The organism is Gardnerella lacydonensis (assembly GCF_048545055.1).
GTDB lineage: Bacteria > Actinomycetota > Actinomycetes > Actinomycetales > Bifidobacteriaceae > Bifidobacterium > Bifidobacterium vaginale_C.
This window is the reverse complement of sequence record NZ_JBKQXT010000002.1, coordinates 83,624-103,019: the sequence shown is the minus strand read 5'-3', so window position 1 is coordinate 103,019 and position 19,396 is coordinate 83,624. Positions and strand designations below refer to the sequence as shown.

General features: G+C 44.8%; 10 protein-coding genes. All 10 read right to left on the bottom strand.

The annotated features are described in order from the left end of the window. Positions 1–89: 89 nt before the first annotated feature. Positions 90–1,547, bottom strand: a complete 1,458-nt coding sequence (locus ACJV45_RS02475; protein WP_419397579.1) for an ATP-dependent DNA helicase — start codon at positions 1,545–1,547, stop codon at positions 90–92. A 39-nt stretch (positions 1,548–1,586) separates the two neighbouring features. Further along, positions 1,587–2,294 (bottom strand): oligoribonuclease, encoded by a 708-nt coding sequence (gene orn, locus ACJV45_RS02470; RefSeq protein WP_419397578.1) that lies wholly within the window; start codon positions 2,292–2,294, stop codon positions 1,587–1,589. A gap of 85 nt (positions 2,295–2,379) precedes the next feature. After that, entirely contained in the window at positions 2,380–2,688 is a 309-nt protein-coding gene (locus ACJV45_RS02465) for a type II toxin-antitoxin system RelB/DinJ family antitoxin (RefSeq protein ID WP_019261631.1), read from the bottom strand. Between the two features lie 231 nt (positions 2,689–2,919). Beyond that, positions 2,920–4,464, bottom strand: coding sequence for an IMP dehydrogenase (guaB, locus tag ACJV45_RS02460; RefSeq protein WP_004113076.1), 1,545 nt, complete (start codon positions 4,462–4,464; stop codon positions 2,920–2,922). A gap of 81 nt (positions 4,465–4,545) precedes the next feature. After that, positions 4,546–5,649: an MraY family glycosyltransferase gene (locus ACJV45_RS02455; RefSeq protein WP_353582842.1), complete on the bottom strand. Its 1,104-nt coding sequence runs from the start codon at positions 5,647–5,649 to the stop codon at positions 4,546–4,548. Next, a complete protein-coding gene (locus ACJV45_RS02450; RefSeq protein WP_419397577.1) occupies positions 5,646–6,308 on the bottom strand; it encodes an L-threonylcarbamoyladenylate synthase in 663 nt (220 codons plus the stop codon). The genes ACJV45_RS02455 and ACJV45_RS02450 overlap by 4 nt, the downstream gene beginning before the upstream one ends. Beyond that, entirely contained in the window at positions 6,301–7,209 is a 909-nt protein-coding gene (gene prmC, locus ACJV45_RS02445; protein WP_419397576.1) for a peptide chain release factor N(5)-glutamine methyltransferase, read from the bottom strand. Before prmC ends, ACJV45_RS02450 begins: the two co-directional genes overlap by 8 nt. A gap of 57 nt (positions 7,210–7,266) precedes the next feature. Beyond that, on the bottom strand, positions 7,267–8,364 hold the full coding sequence (gene prfA / locus ACJV45_RS02440; protein WP_419397575.1) for a peptide chain release factor 1: 1,098 nt from the start codon (positions 8,362–8,364) through the stop codon (positions 7,267–7,269). 167 nt (positions 8,365–8,531) lie between these two features. Next, positions 8,532–8,744 (bottom strand): 50S ribosomal protein L31, encoded by a 213-nt coding sequence (rpmE, locus tag ACJV45_RS02435; protein WP_004114884.1) that lies wholly within the window; start codon positions 8,742–8,744, stop codon positions 8,532–8,534. 102 nt (positions 8,745–8,846) lie between these two features. Beyond that, positions 8,847–18,869 (bottom strand): InlB B-repeat-containing protein, encoded by a 10,023-nt coding sequence (locus ACJV45_RS02430; RefSeq protein WP_419397574.1) that lies wholly within the window; start codon positions 18,867–18,869, stop codon positions 8,847–8,849. Positions 18,870–19,396 lie beyond the last annotated feature (527 nt).

The window sequence follows — 19,396 nt, the reverse complement described above, 5'->3', positions numbered from 1 at the left end:
CAAATGGTAAACAAAAGCAAGAACACTTCCCCGCATTTGTTTACCGTTTTGCAAAATAACAACACCGTTTCAACAGCAACAAATAAAAACTAAAACTCGTTATCGAAGGAAAATTCGTCATTATACGCGTAATCGCCAGAGCCAAAAATATCAAACTCTTGTTGATCGGCAGAATCGCCTTCAAACTTATCTGTCGAAAACACAGAAGCACCATCGCTAGCAAGCATCTGACTTGCTTTCTCAGAAGCCTCACGCAAAGATCCGTCTAGCAGTACAGCATCCGCCGAAACACTAAACGCGCGATCGTTAATACCTTCCAGATAAAGCCCGCCCAGATTTTCCACGCGAGAAAGCGCCACGTATCCCATTCCAGGAGCAAAAGTTCTACGCAAATCCATTACAGCACTGTCAAGCGTCATACCTTGCGACTTATGAATCGTAATTCCCCACGCGCAACGAAGAGGCACTTGATTTACGCTTGCAAGTACAGTCTCACCGTCCGTCATTTCCCATGCAGCTGGCTTAAGAGTGACAATATTGCCGTTTTCAAACTCAACAATCGGCCAGCCACCTTTGGATTCAGGTGCGAATCTCAAAACTCGCCCAACAGAGCCATTTACATACTGCTTTTCCTGATCGTTTCTTAAAGCCATTACTGCAGCTCCGGCCTTTAAAACTAAATGCTCCGGAGCAAGCATATTCTTTTTTAAACGCTCGACGAGATTTTTAGGCCCTGCTTCCGTTGCCACGAATTCGTGAGACTCAGCATCAATCGCCGCAAGTTGCACATTATTTAAGCCATCTGCCTGTGAGTTCGTAGGGAAAAGATGAACCGAAACTTCGCTATTTTGAGGATATTCTCCAAGCCGACTGGCAAGAACTTGTTTATCTTCATCACTCACAATACCGCTTCGAATATCCGTCAAAACTTCAAGCAATTTGCCGTCATCCTGACGATGTTGCTCAGTTAAATAGCACACAACAGGCTTTAAAGAATCCCAGGCGAAAGATTCCGTAATATAGCCTTCCGGATTTTTGCCAGCGGCAGCATACTTTTCGCGCGACTCAATAAATGCCTGACTTGGCTCGAACACATCGCGATTTCGCATAGAAGTGTTAACCGGCGGCAACTGGAAGAAATCTCCCGAAATAACTACTTGAAGCCCTCCAAAAGGAGCAGGATTTTTGCGCACTTTACGGCATACTTCGTCAACCATGTCAAAAAGCCACGCGTGAATCATTGAAACTTCGTCCAACACAAGCACGTCCGTGGCTTTTATGCGTTTCCCCCGCCGAGATCGAATAGTTTTAAGAAGCGTATCACTAAGCGCATTTGAAACTCCAACTCCACTCCACGAGTGAATGGTTTGACCGTTCAAATGAGTTGCCGCAATACCGGTAGAAGCAGTTACGGCAACACTTAAACCGTTTTTTCGCATTTCGCGAATAGCTTCGTTTAATACGTAGGTTTTACCTGCACCCGGAGCGCCGGTAATGAACGCGCTTGCACCAGCGTTGATTATGGTTAGAGCTTCGGATTGCTTCATTGGCAGTACCTTTTATTGCGTTTAGTAGTCGCGCTTTGTTTAGTAGTCGCGCTTTTCTGCGGAATTTACATCTTCTAGCGCTTCACCACGACGTTCGTAGTCACGAAGCAAGCTCGTGCTCTCAATGTGCTGCGCACCGGCTTTTACCTGAGCCTCGCTTGGGCCTGGCGCTGGAACGAACATCATATCACGGTAGTAACGAAGCTCATCAATCGACTCAATAATATCCGCGAGCGCACGGTGGCCGCCATGTTTTGCTGGCTTATTGCGGTATACGTCTGGGTAAAGTCTGCGCGAAATCTCCTTCAACGTGCTTACGTCGATTACACGATAGTGCAGATTTGCCATTAAATCTGGCATATAACGGTCGAGGAACTTTTTGTCGGAACCAACCGAGTTTCCAGCAAGATGAGCTTTTCCGCGCTCTGGCAGGAAACGCTTTACATACTCAACAACCTGCTTTTGCGCTTCTTCCAAAGGCAAACCGTTCTTATTCCACTCGTCAACAAGTCCAGAAGAAGTGTGCATATTGCGCACAAAATCGTTCATATGAGCCACAGCAGCATCGCTCGGCTTAATCACTAAATCAATGCCATCGTCTAGAACTTTCAAATTAAAATCGGTTGGAACTACAGACACTTCGCATAATTCGTCGTGGAAAATATCGAGTCCCGTCATCTCGCAATCGATCCAAATTAAGCGCGATTCTTCCGGCGTAAACGTAAGATCTTCCTTAACTTCTGCCATTTTCGTTCCTTTCCTAATATTTTCGAACCCATCAGCCTACATCTTCCCAGCGACGACTATGAGCTGAGACGAGCGAAATATTGATTTAATCATCTAATAAATCCTGCATAAGTTCATCTGTGTTATTAAATGATTTTCCCTCATGAGCTTCAGATTGACGACGAGCTTCAACACTTTCACGGCTTTCACGAGTAATCAAAAAAGGCATAGCTTGATCAACAATTGACTGTCTTAAAAAGACATTAATCGCAGTCGACAAATCCATTCCCATTGAAGAAAATAATTTTTTTGCTTCCTCTTTAACTCTAGAATCTGTGCGAAAACTCACAGTTGCTTGAGACGTGTTTTCAGTATATTTACTTTTGACGCTATCGCTAACCAATATTGCAGACAATTTTATACACACTTTCTAATGATTTTTATTTTTATTAAATTGCTATTGTAATACAATATACATACAACAGCAATCATAATGTTTAAACAAACAAAAAACGACGAAAAGCATGCAAGTTGTGGGAAACTTGGTTAACTTTTCGCCGTTTAAAATAGTTGCGATTTATACGCGCTTTATACGCGATTTAATTGCACAATACGCGCGACATACACACCACGCGCACCACGCGATTTAGTTGTGGAAACCGCTGTAGTTTGGCGCTTCTGCAGTCATCACGATATCGTGAGGATGCGATTCGCGAAGACCTGCATCCGTAATGCGAATAAAGCGTCCGCGCTCTTGCATTTCCTTAATATTGTGAGCACCAACGTAGAACATGGATTGATGCAAGCCGCCAAGCAACTGGTAAAGCACAGCGTTAAGCGGACCGCGATATGGAACTTCGCCTTCCACGCCTTCTGGAACCACCTTGTCAGAGCTGGTAACGTCTGCCTGGAAGTAACGATCCTTAGAATAAGACTTTTTACCGCGAGGAGCCATTGCGCCAAGCGAGCCCATGCCACGATAAAGCTTATACTGCTTGCCGTGAAGCAAAACCTTTTCACCTGGAGCTTCCTCGCAACCAGCCAAAGTGCCGCCGAGCATAACGGTGTCAGCGCCAGCAACCAAAGCCTTAGCAATATCGCCAGAATAGTGAATACCACCATCAGCAATGCATGGAATGCCAGCAGCCTTGCAAGCCTGAGCAGCGTCGTAAACTGCAGTAAGCTGAGGCACGCCAACGCCAGCAACAACGCGCGTAGTGCAAATAGATCCTGGGCCAACGCCAACCTTTACAGCGTCAACGCCAGCATCAATCATCGCCTGCGCACCCTGGCGAGTAGCAATATTTCCGCCAATAATTTGTACGCCGTCAAATGCCTTATCTGCCTTAATGCGACGAATCATATCAAGAGCCAAGCGAGCCTCGCCGTTTGCGGTATCAACCACAAGTACGTCAACTCCAGCTTCCATAAGAGCGCACGCACGCTGCCAAGCATCCCCAAGGAAGCCAATTCCAGCAGCCACGCGCAAGCGACCCTGATCATCCTTAGTAGCATCTGGATACTGCTCAGTCTTCACAAAGTCCTTAACAGTAATCAAACCAGTAAGCTTGCCTTCTGCATCAACCAAAGGCAATTTTTCAACTTTGTTGTCTGCAAGCAAACGATGCGCGTCTTCTTTAGAAATATTAGAAGGACCAGTGACGAGATTTTCGCGAGTCATCACGTCTTTGACTTTCAAACGATCATAGTCTTCGGAAGCAATGAAACGCATATCGCGATTGGTAATAATACCAACTAGACGATTTTCGCTATCTACTACTGGCAAACCAGAAATATGAAAACGCCCGCACAATTTATCTAAATCTGCGAGCGTTGCATCTGGGTGAACAGTGAGTGGGTCTGTAATCATACCAGACTCGCTGCGCTTAACAATATCAACCTGCGCAGCCTGATCATCTATAGAAAGATTGCGATGAAGAACACCAATTCCGCCATTTCGAGCCATTGCAATAGCCATATCGGACTCGGTTACTGTGTCCATTGCTGCAGAAATTGCAGGAACTTTCATAGTGATTTCGCGAGTCAGATGAGTGGTTGTATCCACTTCGGATGGGATTACATCGGTTTCGTTTGGAAGCAACAGCACATCATCATAAGCAAGGCCGAGCTTCTCGAAAATTGGTGGAACAGGAGCATACACGGATTCCGTGTTCATATCAGTTGTAGCCATAGGGTTACTATACGTTTTTGCTATGACGTTTGTAAAAATCGCGTTTCATAAACTATGATTCGCGAGTATTCGAGTATTATTTCACGAATTTCGTAGCTCTGGCAGCCGCCTGCGCAAATATGGCATCATCGTGAGCACTGTAAGCAGCACAGCCGCAATAATCATGCCAATCATCACGTAAACTGCTTTAAAGAACAGTATCATTATCGAACCGAAAGATATAAGCGCCGCCCATCCCCAAAGAATAAGCACAGCTCCTTGCACAGAGTGCCCAATGCGCAACATGCGATGATGCAAATGCATGCGGTCTGGATGCATTGGCGACTGCCCTTTTGCAAGCCTCCTGCATATTGCTAAGCACATGTCTAATACTGGCAAAAACAGTACTAAAATTGGTAGCAAAATCGGCATAAATACTGGCAAATAGATACTTGTGTGCACTGCAGATGGATCTAAGTGACCTGTCATTATAATAGACGCGCAAGTTATTAGATATCCGATTAGCATGGATCCAGAATCGCCCATAAAAAGCTTTGCTGGATGCCAATTGTGCAAAATAAACCCTAAGCACATTCCCACCATTGCAACGTCTATAAGAGTTGCCATTGACGCATAGCTTGGAGATGTGCGCGCAAGAATATAAGAGTATGTTGCGAATGCGATTCCGCCTATTGCTACAATTCCAGAAGCCAGCCCATCTAGTCCGTCTACAAAGTTGACTGCATTAATTGAAGCCACGATTAGTATTGCGGTTATTGCGATTGAAAGACTTGGAGACGCTGTAACTAGCGATCCTAGCGGCAATGTAACAATTTGTAATCCGCCCCACGCTACAAAAACAGCTATTAGCAATTGACCTGCAAGTTTTAGCATCCAATCTAAGTCCCAAATGTCGTCGCAAACGCCCAAAAGGCATATGAGTACAGCTCCAGCTAAAACTACCCACGGCTGGTGTGTTCCTGTAAAAAGCCCTGAAATAAAAGGCATGGAGCTTGCAAACGCCATTGATACAGCAAAGCCGAATAGCATTCCCACTCCACCCATACGTGGCGTAGGTATTGTGTGCACGTCGCGAGCGCGCACTTTTCCAACGGCTCCTATGCGAATCGCAAGATGACGTACAAGCGGCATTATTAGCCAAGTTGCGCCTCCTGCGACTGCCGCTATAAACAGGTATACCCTCATTTCTTGCGACTTTCTGCTCTTATCTGTTCTTCACTTATTACGCCTTCGCGCAAAATCACAATTCCGTCTTTATCGCTTGCATCCGCGCCAACTACTGTGCTTGCTACGTGCGAGCGAGTTGGACCGGCATTTAAATACAGAGGAATCTCGTCTCCAAAAGCTGCTACTGCCTCTTCTACGCTGTCTGCGCTCTCGTTTCCGCTGCGATTTGCGCTAGATGCAGCCAAAGGCCCAGTAACTCTTAAAATTTGCATTAATTCTGGGCAATCTGGCACGCGCACGCCTTGCGTTGCTTCACATTTCTCACTGCTCTCATCTGCTTTACAAAGCGTAGCAAGCCTTGTAGCTACCGAATCTTTTTTTGCGCGCGCGATTGGCGAGTATCCGCCTGGCAGGAATTTTTCCGCCAGCACGTCTAATGGGCTTGGCAAGTAAAGACCGAGTTTTTCTAAATCACTTACGCTGCTCATAAGTATTTGCAAGGCTTTTGTGCGTGGCCTGCGTTTTAGTTGGTAGATTTTCGCTACTGCCGCCTCGTTAAATGGGTCGCATGCTACTCCGTAAACTGTGTCAGTCGGCACTACGATTACGCCGCCTGCGTTGATTATTTGCGCTGCGAATTGCAATGATTCTTCGTTAATCGTGCAAATTTTACTCATTTTTAGCCTCTTTTTTGCATACTACAAATCTTGCTCTGTTTGTTAAGTCGTTTTTGACTTTTGCGCTGCTAAATCCTATGTTTTTTGCATAATCTGCAAGCGCTTTTCCTTGTGTAACGTCGTGTTCCATAATCATTATTCCACCGTTGCGCAAATACGCAAAACTTGTTTTCATAATTTTTTGCGGTATTAGTAGTCCGTCTTGAGATCCCCCGTATAGCGCCATTTTTGGGTCGTAGTCGCGAGCTTCAATCTGCTCTAGTGGCTTGCTTTCTGGCACGTATGGTGGGTTTGTGATTACTACGTCTACTTTCTCTTTAATCGCAGCTGTTTCAGGCAGATTAACGTTTGTAGCATCGCCTAATATTGCGCGATATCTGTTTGAAATATCATATTTTTCCGCGATTTTGCGATAGTTTTTTTGCAAATATTCAAAAGCTTTAGGCGACTTTTCTACAGCCCACACTTGCGCATCTACGACTTCCGTCACAACCGACAATCCAATTGCTCCCGATCCTGCGCATAAGTCTAAAACAATAGGATTTTTTAGATTATTTGCGCGAATCCAATCTATTCCCTCTTGAACTACAACTTCTGTTTCGGGCCGCGGCACAAAAACGCCTTTTCCAACGCTCAAATCTAAGTATCGAAAAGTTGCGCATCCAATAATGTGCTGCAATGGCTCGCGCGAAGCACGCCTAGATATAAAATCGCTATATTTGCTAGCGTAATCGTGCGAAAAATCTTTAAAATCGCCAAGTATTAGCGCTTTGTTTAAGTCTGCCAAACTTACGCCACAAGCGTGAGCCAGTAGCAAACGTGCGTCGTATTCTGCTGACTCTACTCCTGCAGACTTAAGTTTTTCGGCAGATGCGCGCAAAATGTGTAAAATTTCTTGCATTTTACAAGCCACGTGGTGATTTTACTTAGCTTACTTAACTTACTTGGATAACTTAACTTACTTGGCTTTAGCTAAGCGATCGGCTTCATCCGCCTGAATATCACTGTCGATAACAGGCTGCAAGTCGCCGTTAAGCACCTGGTCAAGATTGTATGCCTTGTAGTTTGTGCGATGATCCACGATACGATTTTCTGGGAAGTTGTATGTGCGGATTCGCTCGGAGCGATCCAACGAGCGCACCTGCGAGTGGCGCATATCCGCCGCCTCCGCTGCCTCCTGCTCGTGCTTCATAGCAAGCAAACGCGACTTTAGCACGCGCAATGCTGCCGCACGGTTTTGAATTTGCGACTTTTCATCTTGCATGCTAACCACAATTCCAGTTGGAATATGCGTCATACGAACAGCGGAATAAGTAGTGTTCACGGACTGTCCACCAGGACCAGAGCTCATGAAAATATCGATTTTCAGGTCTTTTGGATCGATTTCGATTTCGTCATCGTCTTCGTCTGCTTCTGGGAACACGATTACGCCAGCCGCGGAAGTTTGAATACGCCCCTGAGATTCCGTAACTGGGATTCGCTGCACGCGATGCACGCCGCCCTCGTACTTCATACTTGCCCACACGCCGTCTTCTGGAGCAGGCGTGCCTTTTGCGCGAATCGCAAGCTGCACATCTTTTACGCCACCAAGTTCCGTCGAATTTTCGCTTTGGATTACGGTAGTCCAGCCGCGCTTTTCCGCGTAACGCATATACATGCGCAACAAATCGCCAGCAAACAGAGCCGCTTCTTCGCCGCCCGTACCAGCTTTAATTTCCATAATCATGTCTCGCGCATCGTCTGGATCTCTAGGAATCAGCGCTGTGCGCAACTTTTCTTTTGCTGCTGGAATTTGTTCTTCTAAATGTTTTGCTTCTTTTGCCAAGTCTTCGTCTTCGCTTGCCATTTCGCTAGCTACTTCGTAGTCTTCGCAAAGCTGCTTGTAATTTATGTACGCGCTTACAATTGACCCGAGTTCTGCGTGCCTACGACCGAGCTTGCGAATTGCGTCTGGATTAGACGCTACTTCTGGCTCTCCCATGCGATTTTCAATATCGCGGTATTCGTTTAGAGCTGTAACCGCTGCTGGGAACTGTTCTTCTACTGACTCAGCCATTTTGTTCCTTTGTAGTCGCGCATAACGCGGATTTTGAATCGAAAATATTAAATATTAAGTTAAGTATTAAATATTAAATAAGACACACGAGCACATGTATGTTTAGCACATAAAACGCCAGCCCCGATTCCGCGAGTTACACGAAAGCAGGGCTGGCGTTTAAAAAGCTACTTAGTCTTCTTACCGTAGCGCTTCTCGAAGCGAGCCACGCGGCCGCCGGTGTCGAGAATCTTCTGCTTGCCGGTATAGAATGGGTGGCACTTTGAGCACACGTCAACCGTCATATGATCACCATTAGCGGTGGAACGAGTTACGAAAGTGTCTCCGCAGGAGCAGGTAACCTGCACTGCGTGATAGTCGGGATGAATACCCTGCTTCATAATGTCTCCTATGGAATTCGGGCGACCCGGGTCGCAAAGCCCCAATAGCTAAGCGTGAACCGGAACCTTCGTTATTTTAGTCACCACCCTCGACTCAACAAATCAACTTTCGTTATCTTCGTTCTTACGTCTGCGATGCTTAGCAGCAAATCCAGCTAAACCAACAGACGCTAGCAAGCTGGCGACTAACGCGGACTGTGTAACGTCACTACCAGTTTGAGGCAAAGCTTCTGACGGCTGTTTTGCAGTATCCTTCACAGCTTCTGGCTCTATTTTTTGCTTCGGTTCCGCAGCCTGTTCAGGTACGACTTCAGTCGAAGGAGCTTCAGGCATTGGAATATACGGATATAATTCTGGCATCGGATATTCTTCTTGTCTTGGTTCTTCTTCTGGCTTCGACGGAGCTGGTGTAGGAGCTGGCGGCACAGGCGTTGGAACAGGTGCTGGAGTTGGCACTGGCACTGGAACAGGCTTGCTCTCAGAAATCACATCAATTTCAACAGTAATTTCCGCTTCGCGACCGTACTTGTCAGTAGTAGTAAACGTTAGCTCAACTTTTGGCTTTCCGTCCACAATCTTCGGAGTGCCGGAAATTGTGCAAGCAGTACCAGCGCAATTTGCGTTAATGCCGTTTACAGAATTCTTAACCTGGGAAACTAAATCGTTAATAGTTACTTCCTTGCCGTCTACTGTAATCTTTGTATTCTTAGTATCCGGCGTTCCGTCAGCATTAAGATTGCCTTCAGTCATGTTTTGCAAACTAAAGTTCGTTAGAATACCCTCGCGAGCAGAACCACTAAACTTAAACTTCATAGGAGCCATCTTCTCGAAGTTTGCAGTAATGATGGTTTCACGTATTGGCTTAGGCTCTGGTAGAGAAGTCTCAGGATTTACACCTACATTGCGCAAAAGTTGCTTCAAAGCTTCCAAACTAGACTTCTTGGAGCTGCGAATTATCTTTGCAACAAATGATTTACCTGCAGCATCAGCAAGATCAGCAAGCTTGTCGCGTTCAATAGTATTATTAATCTCCAACGGATTAGTAATATTCTGCGCTAATAAGTTACTCAATACAGCTAAAGTACTGTTATTAGATTTGCGAATCAAATCAGCTAAGTAATTCTTACCATTACTTTCCGCAATTTTAGCTAATTGTTCTTTCTTCGCGTCATAAATTACCTTTGCATTCTCCTTTTGAGCTTCACTAAGCAGATTCTGCAATGCAGCCAAAGTAGAATTATGCGAATTACGAATAATCTTTGCCACAAACTGCATACCATCAACAATAGCTATATTAGCCAATACTTCACGCTCTTCATTGGTAGCTTTACGTTGATCTGCCGGAGACGCTGGCTTTTCAATCGTCTTAGACGACCAATCCTTAAACACGTATCCCTTATCAGCAAGAACGTCTGGAATATAATCTTTTATTGCAGACTCTTTGCCATTACGCACCCAGTAAGTGTGCATTGGCGACTGCATGGTTCCACCCTCGCCAGCTGCATACATTACCTTCGTGTAGTTCTGCGCAATAAATTCATATTCCTTCGTACCTTTTTCTGGCAAATCTTTATCCGCAATAACTTTCGGAAGCACACGAATATGTACCTTAACAGGAACTATTACCTGTTCCTTCTTATCATTCGTGCGAGTAACGTTTACTACGACAGTGGTAATACCCGGCTTAGTAATTGCCTTGTTAATATCGTATACGCCAGCACCTTGCACGCCAACAATATTAGGATTCGACTTAGCATCATTCCCGTGCACAAGCTCATCAGGACCAGGTATGCCGTCGCCAACGCTTAGAACAATATCCGACGCGTTCACGTCGTCAACACGCGCCTGTTTTGCAACATATACGCGAGTTTCTTTTTTATTATAATCAGGTGAAGCGGACGTGAGTTCGTTGCCAGCAGCACCATAAATAGACCAGCCACCAAAACCTTTAAGCTGACTACCTAAATCATCAACTTTATTATTAATATCGTTATAATAGTTACTACTTTCTGGATCAAAGTAGTACACCTTCGGATTGGAAGTGCCATCGGTCCACCTTCTACCAAAACCTGGTAAGAACAAATGTGGCACGTAATTATCCGGAATCTTCTCATTGGTGCCAGGCTTCAACACGTTATCCACTCTTCTAAGGACAGCTCTAAACTTGGTGTTTTGAGTAAACGCCATCTTAGCAATTTGTTCTTTAGTGTAAAGATTTGTCGTTGACGAGCCACCCGTATTAGCAGAACGTGTTTCAGCAGGAGATGTTGCGTTAGATATAGTTGCAAACAGAGCTAACGTTGGCAGAGGAGCTGCAGCAGGTAAGCTAGCACGTGTGGCAGGCACAGTACTGCCCTCAACCATCTCCCAACCAAGAAACTCGTAGTGGAAGCTACGATCATCGTGCTTTGCGCCAGTAACTTGAGGAGCCTTTATGCCCTTAGTATAGTCTCCACTTGTAATTTCGTCGCTGCTAGCCTTCAAGATGTAATATTCTTTACGGCCCGAAGCAGCACCTTCATAAGCAGTTGGATCCTCAAACTCTACCTTAACGTAGTTTTTGTTATTCTTTGTAACAAAATCAATCTCGCCAGATTCGCCAATAACTGGTTGTTTATCAGTCTGAGTACCAGAACCAGGCTGTTGAGTACCAGAATGAGTATTATCAACCTTCGGCAAGCTTTCTGGATACATCAGCTGGTAAATCACCTTAAGGCGGGCAACGCGCTTATACTTTTTAGGTTCCACTCCGTCCTTGTAATTGACTGTAATCCTTAGCGGCACAGTGTACAAAGAAGGCTTCTTAAGCATTTTATCTTCAAAGTCTTTTGGATCCTTACCTTTCGGCAAATCGTATTCGATTTTTACATCTTCTATATCGCCCTTAGTTTCTGCCTCTTTCTTCAAATCATCAAGATTTGTCAAGTACTTGTCTAACGCCGGAAGCGTGTCACGCTTATCTTGCACAGCAACCAAGTAATCAGTCTGCACTTCTGGCTCTGTCCAAGGAGTTTGATCTGCCACAAACTCTTGGAATGGTTCATTGACATGCCAGCCGTCTTTCCAATCACCAGTCACGTCAGCAACATCTTTAACTTCAGCAACTTTATTACCGTCATTAAGCATGCTGCTTCGAGACCACTTGCCAGTAGGGTTGGTGAGATTGTTTTGAAGCATCTCAAGAACATTCACTGTCTTCCCATCAACAGTCTTCGTGATTTGGGAAAGATCAGTGCCCTTCTTTACGTAGAACACCTTAGGGCCATTTGTGCCGTCAATCTTCCACTTTCGTCCTGGAGCAGGCTTGAAGATTGCAACTACAGAATCTTCTGGAACTGTTCCGTTGTCGGACGAGCTGGAGAAGTAGTCGATTCGCTTGTAAATAGCGTGGTAAGTTACGCCGTTGTCTAAATTGACCTTCTTGTAGCGGTCGCTTGAATTTATGTCAAACGTCTGCTCTGGCTTCTTCTGCTCTGGCTGTGCTGTACCAGCAGAAGTCGTGCCAGAAGAAGGCGTACTAGTAGTCGGTTCTACAACCTTAGTCGCCCAACCCTTAAACACGTAGTGGTAATGCTGGTCGTTGTAATCTTTACCGAAGGCTTGCGGCACACGGATTCTAACATCCTTACCCTTATAAACGTACGCAGTAAGCGTAGTTTCTCCGCCAGCAGGAGTATTAGCATTACCGCCATCGTGACCAATAATAGTGCCTTCATCGTTCTTGCCAGTAAAGGTAATCGGCACGTAATCGCCAGCATTATTGCTGCCGTAGTCAGTAGCCTTAAACTTATCCCAATCGCTTGCGTACACTAAATCTGGCAGCACGCGGTACAGCACTTCAGCTGCAGCAGTGTTATTGCCAAGCGTCACTTGCACTTTAATCTTGTGCAATCCTGGAGTGTTGTCAAACTTTTCGCCAGGCGCAAAGCTGAACGTAGCATCAGCCGGATAATCATTAGCATTGGTTATAAGCTTCTTAGCATCATCACTACTTCCGGTACTAATATTCTCCTTTGGCGTAAGCACTTGCGGAGCTGCAGCAACAGGTGCCTTCAGCTTGAAGTTAGCAATGTAAATTACTTCAGGGCTGTTCTGCTCTTCGGAGCGAATCGGCAAACGATTTACGCCATCAGAATACTGAAGCTCCGTAGAACCAGCTTCAGACGAACCGATTTTCGAAGTCCAGCCAGCAAACTCATAGCCTTGCTTCGCTTTCACTGTTGGAAGCGGCATCTGGTAAGCCTTCGTGCCCTTAATCGCATCGTACACAAGAGCAGAGCCGTCAGCTACCTTACTTCCTTGCCAGTCAACAACGCTACCCATAGAGCTTTGGTCTTTGGCCACTTTAAACACGTAGCGCGTGTAGTGATCCGGGCGATACTGAGGATGCTTAGGATCCTGATACTCAGTATCCTGAGGATGCTCAGTATCCTGAGGAGGATAACACTTGCGCTTAAGCACGCGAACGTCTTTATACCTGAAGGTGATTTCAGGAATCGTATCAGCTTTTTGCTTGCCATCATCGTAAGTGTCATACGTAAAACTATTCTGCGTAGTTTCCGGCATAAAGCCTTCAATCGGCTTGTAGAATGCTACGTCATACTTTCGATTTATAGAGCTGACTTCGCTTTCTGGAAGAAGATCCTTTTCTTTGCCATCCTCACCAATAGTTACATAGCGAACCTTATACTTGCGCGTATTGTACGTTTGGTACACAAACTCGCCAGTATTCTGATTCTCATCGCTCGAAGCTTCAAAGCTCGTGAAATGCTTATCTGGGAAGTGCGTTTCGTCACTGTAGACTGCTTCCGCATTGTAGCGCAAATGCTCACGCAAGCCGGAAACCGTTTGAGTAGAAACGTGATCCACCATCGCGGCTTTGGCTACAGCATTAGTAGCATTCTTATAGTCAGTAAACGTGTACCCTGGCTTTAAGAATATATGCTTAAAAGTACCGTTGTAGCGAGTATCCTTAACCCACACTGCATCAAGCGTTATATCTTCTACTACTTTGTTGCCAAAAGCGTACGGCAAAGTCGTGCCGTTCTTTTTAATCTCCCAGCCGTAGAAGTCGTAGCCTTTGCGAGTTGGAACCTTTATATCTTTATTTTCCTTAATAACATAGTAGTGATCGAACTGCTGTTTCGTAACTACGTTAGAGTCCTTTATTTCTTTGCCGTTTCCGTCAATTTCAGGCATATTGTAGTTAAGCGTTACAGTGTGCTTAATACCTTCTGGCTTACCCCACGCAGCGTAAAGCTTAATGCCGTTGACTGGCACTGTAATATCTTTGTCTTCGCCATTTATAAACCGAGTGCCGGCTTGATCAACAGCCCAGCCCTTAAAAACGTAGTCTTTTGGCAGATTTTTAGGACGCTCGATGGAGTAAGTCTTGCCATTAAGCGTGAAAGTGTACTTGCCGTCGAACTGAGTTGCGGTATCGGTGCCACCGTTTTTAGTTACAGAAGCATCGTAAGACTTAACGTTGCCATTGTCGTAGTACAAGTCTGCGTCTTTGCCCGTCAATTTAGCGTTGCCGCGCTTAGACAAGCTATACTCAAACGGCAGTTCTTCTGTAGCAGCGACACTGCCGTCCTTTATAGCATTGCCGTCCGCATTATAAAACCGCACGAAGTACTTCTGGCGCTTGTACTCGAGAGTTACTATTCCGTTTTCTTCTAATTCATTAGGAACATTGCTGTCACCAAACTTAAGCTTTCCTTCAAATCCAACAAGATAAGAATGCCAACTAATATGATACTTTTTCTTAAACTCATAATATTTCTTATATGCTGGATCAGTTTTAAGTCTTTCAGCAATAGCATCATTTAAATTTTTAAGAGCAAGTCCTCCATCTTCATCTTCTTCGCCAGAAGTATAATTAGGGGTAGGAAAGCTGTTCCTATCTTCTTCTGGAGCATCTTCGTCTGGAGTATCTTCACCTGTTAAATTGTTATAAATATCATGTATTTTGTCATAGAAATCACTGAAATCGTCCCGTTCAGGTTTTACTTTTTCATCTTTTGGTTCAAAACCAGCAATAGACGGCGCAGTATACTTGTACTCGTCGTTATTGGTATCATCCTTAGCATAGGAATCTGTTGAAATCACATAATCATCATCGCTTGGATCATTGCCGCTTTTAGCAGACGCAATACTTTGCTTTTTAATAATAACCGTATATGGAATATCATTATGAGCACCGGTTGTATCAACTGTAAGCAGACGCTGATTATCTTTTAACTCGTGTGTAGTCTGAGGATTATGCTCAGGGTCATCGCTAATTTTAGGCGCTTGTTTCTCACCCACTACACGGAATTTAGGGTCAGCAAATTCTTTTTTAGTAAAACGAAATGGAGGAGTGTCACGATAATCCGCTTTACCTGCAGGTCCAATACGCCACCCAAGAGAAGCCTTTTTTTCTTCTTTATCACTAAGCAGATCATTACTAAGATCTATCTCTTCTGCTCCTGGCCAAATATCAGTAAGCTTTTGACCGTAGCGAACATTTACACGGTAACCTTTGTGGTTAATCTCAGTGCCATGCTCATCTTTGGTTGCGCCATCATACTTCTTTGAGCACTCACCGCCGCCAGCATAGCAGTAAATAGTTGTTTTGCCATGCTCGTCTGTTTTCTTTATAGCAGCATTGTTGGCACCTTCAAAAGATTTAGCAGGCTTAGCAAAAATAAGCTCATAAGTATTGCGGTCGTAAACTAAGTTGAGTGTGTTGTTTAAGTCGTCCGCGCAAAGCATCGACTTACTGCGTTTGCCAAAATCTGGGCGACCCGGCACAAAATCATGTTCCTCACGGTTAAGCTTTTTAGTAAGCTCCTTATTCACGTGGAAGTAGCGCGTGAATAAGTCCTTAGAAGTTCTTATGCCCTTAGCGTCTTTAACATAGTTTCCTTTAGAATCTTTAATGTAATTGTTTTCAAGATTATTAGTATCATACCCGTCTAAGTTTGTTACATGCGTATCGTTCATCCAGTTGAACTTTGCAATTAAGCCGTCTTCGTGGTCATTCGCTTCTGTACCCTGCAGCTCTTTTCTAGTTAAGCCAAGCTCTGGGCTTTCTACATAATCATCTACGCTTTCGCCATTAAGCTTACTAGTATCCTTAGCAACGCCAGCATCATCCATCTTATCAAGCGCAACTTCACTATCAGTTTGCACGTTCTTGCGCTCAACAAGACCAACAAAGTCGTAGTTTGCAAGCGAATTCGGATGCTCTTTATCAACCAAATCCGCCTTTTGCACCCACACATTCACGCGGTAGCTAGTAGTCTTGTTCGCTTCCCAATTAGCGAGGAATTGCACATTGTGATCCGGCATCTGGTAGTCATCAAGAGAAACAATAGTATTATCATCATAAAGTGAATTACTCTTTTTGCTAGGATCTACTAAAGACCATCCTTTAAAAGTGTAGCCGCGCCTAGTTGGTTTCGTAACTTTTGGCACAGGTTGCTGGTAATACACTTTTTGAGCAGTAACATCCGTACCGCCAGCAGAATCGTAAGTAACCTCATACGCTTTACGGTAGTAGCGAAGGTTCAAAACAAGCTTGTCGCTTTCATCTTCAGAATCCGAAAGCGGCGAGCTAATAAGATTGTGCTCAGGTTCATAGCCTGGAATATACGTTGAAACAGCTGTTACATCCGAGCCAACTGTGCCAGTAATCTCCGTAACGTGAATATTCTCAGAAGTGCCATCCTTATGCTTTACAGTAATTACTTTACCTATACCCAAATTTGGAGCATCGTGGAACTCATCCTTATGATCAAGATCCTGCACCAAGTGACGCACATAGTACTTAGCTGTTTTAGGAGCGTAGTTGATGTTCAACTCGCCGTAGTACTGAATGCCGTCTTCTGCTTTTGGCTGCGTAGAGGATGAAGATTGCGGATTTGTAGTTGCTTGAGATGATGAGGTTTGCGGAGCTTGAGCGCCGTTATTGCCCCCAACAGCCGGCCTTTCCTTTACAGCGTAATCAGTAATCAGCTTCTTGCTTAAACGCAAGTAGCGAACAGCATCCGCATCCGTGCCATCGTCAATAACGAACTTGCTGTTATCTCCCTCACCTTTTTTAACGTAGTACTGGTAATCACCGGAGTGATATACGGACGGGCGGTATCCAGCAGACTTTGGAAGCTCAATGTATTCGTAACTATTAACATCGTCAAGCTTATTCAACTTTTCAACGTCAATCGTAAGCTCGTACGGCTGCACAAGCTGCTTATTCGCAGCGCCACCAATCGTGTAGCGAATTTTCAAATTGTAAGTAGCTTTTGGCTTTTTGTCAGTTTGTACCTGACCATTGGCTTCACTGGTGCTGCCAGCCGTTGGATTATCCGTATTAGGCTTAATTACCTGGCTATTTGGATCAGTTGCTGCGTTATTAGTTGTTGTGCCAGTGGTCGGTGTGCCAGTGGTCGGTGTAGACGTTGAAGCAGGTGAAGACGTTGGATTATTGCTCGAAGCAGACCCAGGCTCTGAAGCAGTGTTTTGTGCAGTAGCTGAATGCGTAGCGCTTTTATCTTCGCTTGTAGCACCTGTAGTTGCACCTTCTGCACTGCTTTGCGAACCTTGAGCATTGGTTTGCGCACTTGGTTTTTCTGAACTTGGGTTCGCTGTAGTTCCAGCACCAGCATTAGATTCCGCACTTGCAGGAGTTACAGGAGCAGACGGTGCAGTTGTATTGCTTGCAGGAGTAGTAGTCGGAGTTGCAGTTGTATTATCTGCAGGAGCTACACTACCCCCATTAGAAGCACCATCGCCGCTCCCAACAGACCTACGAACACGCCCATTTGGTGTATTTGCATCGCTTACTGTATTCGTATTTTCTGAGTGAGTGCTTGAAGGTTGTGCATTTGTATTCTGCTCAGCCGCAGGCTTCGAGCTTTCAGCATTTCCAGACTGCGCATTCGCAGGCTGCTGATTTTCAGCTGGCTTAACATCAGTAGGCTTAGTACCCTCAGAATCAGTATTTGAAGCAGCTGGTTTTGCGTTTGCAGGCTGCTGATTTTCAGCGTGTTCAGTCTGCGCTGAATTCTGATTTGGTTCAGCCTTTGCTTCTGGTTCCGTCTTCGCAACAGGCTTTGCACTTGCAGGCTGTGAAGTTTCTGGTTGTGTAGGTTGCTTCGATGCAGGAGCGGCAGCTGGCTTTGTGCCTGCTGGCTTTACAGCATCAGGATTTGTCGCAGCTGGCTTTGTATCTGAAGCCTTTGTGTCAGCTGGCTTTACAGAATTTTCAACTTTAGGTTTTGCAACAGCTGGCTTTTCAGTCGTTTTAGTTGCAGGTACAGACGCGTTCGACTTTGGCTTTTCCGCAACCTTACCAGTTTCAGCTGGATTGGTTTGCTCAGCCTTAGTATGCTTTACATCTGGCTTCTTCGCAGATTTTACAGGTTTTGCAATCTCAGAACTTGCTGTATCTTGCTCACTCTTAGTCGCAGTCTTAGTAGCACTATTATCTGCACTACTAGTAGCAGATCTATCCTCAAAATTATTAGTATCAAAAGAACGATTTGAAGGCGAAGACGAATCGCCATTTGTAACAAAATATTCGCCAGAATCCTTAACACCTACGGAAGAATCGCCAGCAACCGTTTCCTGATTCTTAACGCCTTCAGCGATAGCATTAGAATCAGTATTCTTAACTAAATATTCCTTAACAGAATCAACCATCTGACGCATAGTGCGATCAGAAGTAGCACCCGTGTTAAGCAATCCATTCTTATATAAGCCGTTTCCATCGCCATCGCCCTTGCCATTACCAGAGCCTTTGCCGGCGCCATTTCCAGCACCTTTGCCAGAAGTCTTAGCAACACTATTTACATAAGACGGATCAAAAGAATCAGGGTTAAAAGAAGTCCTAGCTAAAGCCGCTGCGCCAGGCAACACCATAGACAATGTAGACGCTAAAGCTACAGCTGCAACGCCAAGGCGACGACCAGAAACACTAGTAGCGGTAGACGAAGAAGAACGCTTAGCAGTCTTAGCATTTTTCTTAACGCTCTTAACACTCTTAACGTCATTAGCGTTACTAGCGTCGCCAGAAACGCTCTTATGCTTAGCAGATTTAATGCTTAAAACGTCACTACCACTATTTTTAGTTCTAGCCAATTCGACTCCCAAACTCCGTTACATCTAGTATATAGAATCAACATGCACGTTTAGTATTTAACAATCAAAATACACAACATACGACAATGTTTAACAACCAGTGCACTCCAAAAAAATACTTAACCTTTATTATTCAAGCACAAGCTATGGATACCCCCCCCCCATAACAATTGCAATATATGTGTTTTTGGTGTTTCTTGTGATAAATGTTTAAGAAATACGCAATTGTTCAAGCATGCAAGAGGGCTGGGTGATTCTTGGTCGAACAATATAAGAGCGGCAGCCGATACCAAATAATCCAATGAGCCACCACTACAAACAAACTTCAACCAAAAAAACAAAATCAAAGACAAAACGGAACAACCGCAACAACAACCAACACGCAAGAGGCAGAGCGTTGTGCGAATCGAAGTGACTTCTCGCGCTACGCTTTAAGCGAAAAGGCAGGTCGGAGCGCAAGTGAGGTGGAGATTCGAGATTTTTCGCACTGAATGAGATGAACCTCAGCATCTTTGATGGTGATTCAT

Bases quoted from the DNA above. Each gene is read 5' to 3' on its own strand.
- ACJV45_RS02475 (WP_419397579.1), bottom strand. From the start codon at position 1,547: ATGAAGCAATCCGAAGCTCTAACCATAATCAACGCTGGTGCAAGCGCG.
- orn (WP_419397578.1), bottom strand. From the start codon at position 2,294: ATGGCAGAAGTTAAGGAAGATCTTACGTTTACGCCGGAAGAATCGCGC.
- guaB (WP_004113076.1), bottom strand. From the start codon at position 4,464: ATGGCTACAACTGATATGAACACGGAATCCGTGTATGCTCCTGTTCCA.
- ACJV45_RS02455 (WP_353582842.1), bottom strand. From the start codon at position 5,649: ATGAGGGTATACCTGTTTATAGCGGCAGTCGCAGGAGGCGCAACTTGG.
- ACJV45_RS02450 (WP_419397577.1), bottom strand. From the start codon at position 6,308: ATGAGTAAAATTTGCACGATTAACGAAGAATCATTGCAATTCGCAGCG.
- prmC (WP_419397576.1), bottom strand. From the start codon at position 7,209: ATGCAAGAAATTTTACACATTTTGCGCGCATCTGCCGAAAAACTTAAG.
- prfA (WP_419397575.1), bottom strand. From the start codon at position 8,364: ATGGCTGAGTCAGTAGAAGAACAGTTCCCAGCAGCGGTTACAGCTCTA.
- rpmE (WP_004114884.1), bottom strand. From the start codon at position 8,744: ATGAAGCAGGGTATTCATCCCGACTATCACGCAGTGCAGGTTACCTGC.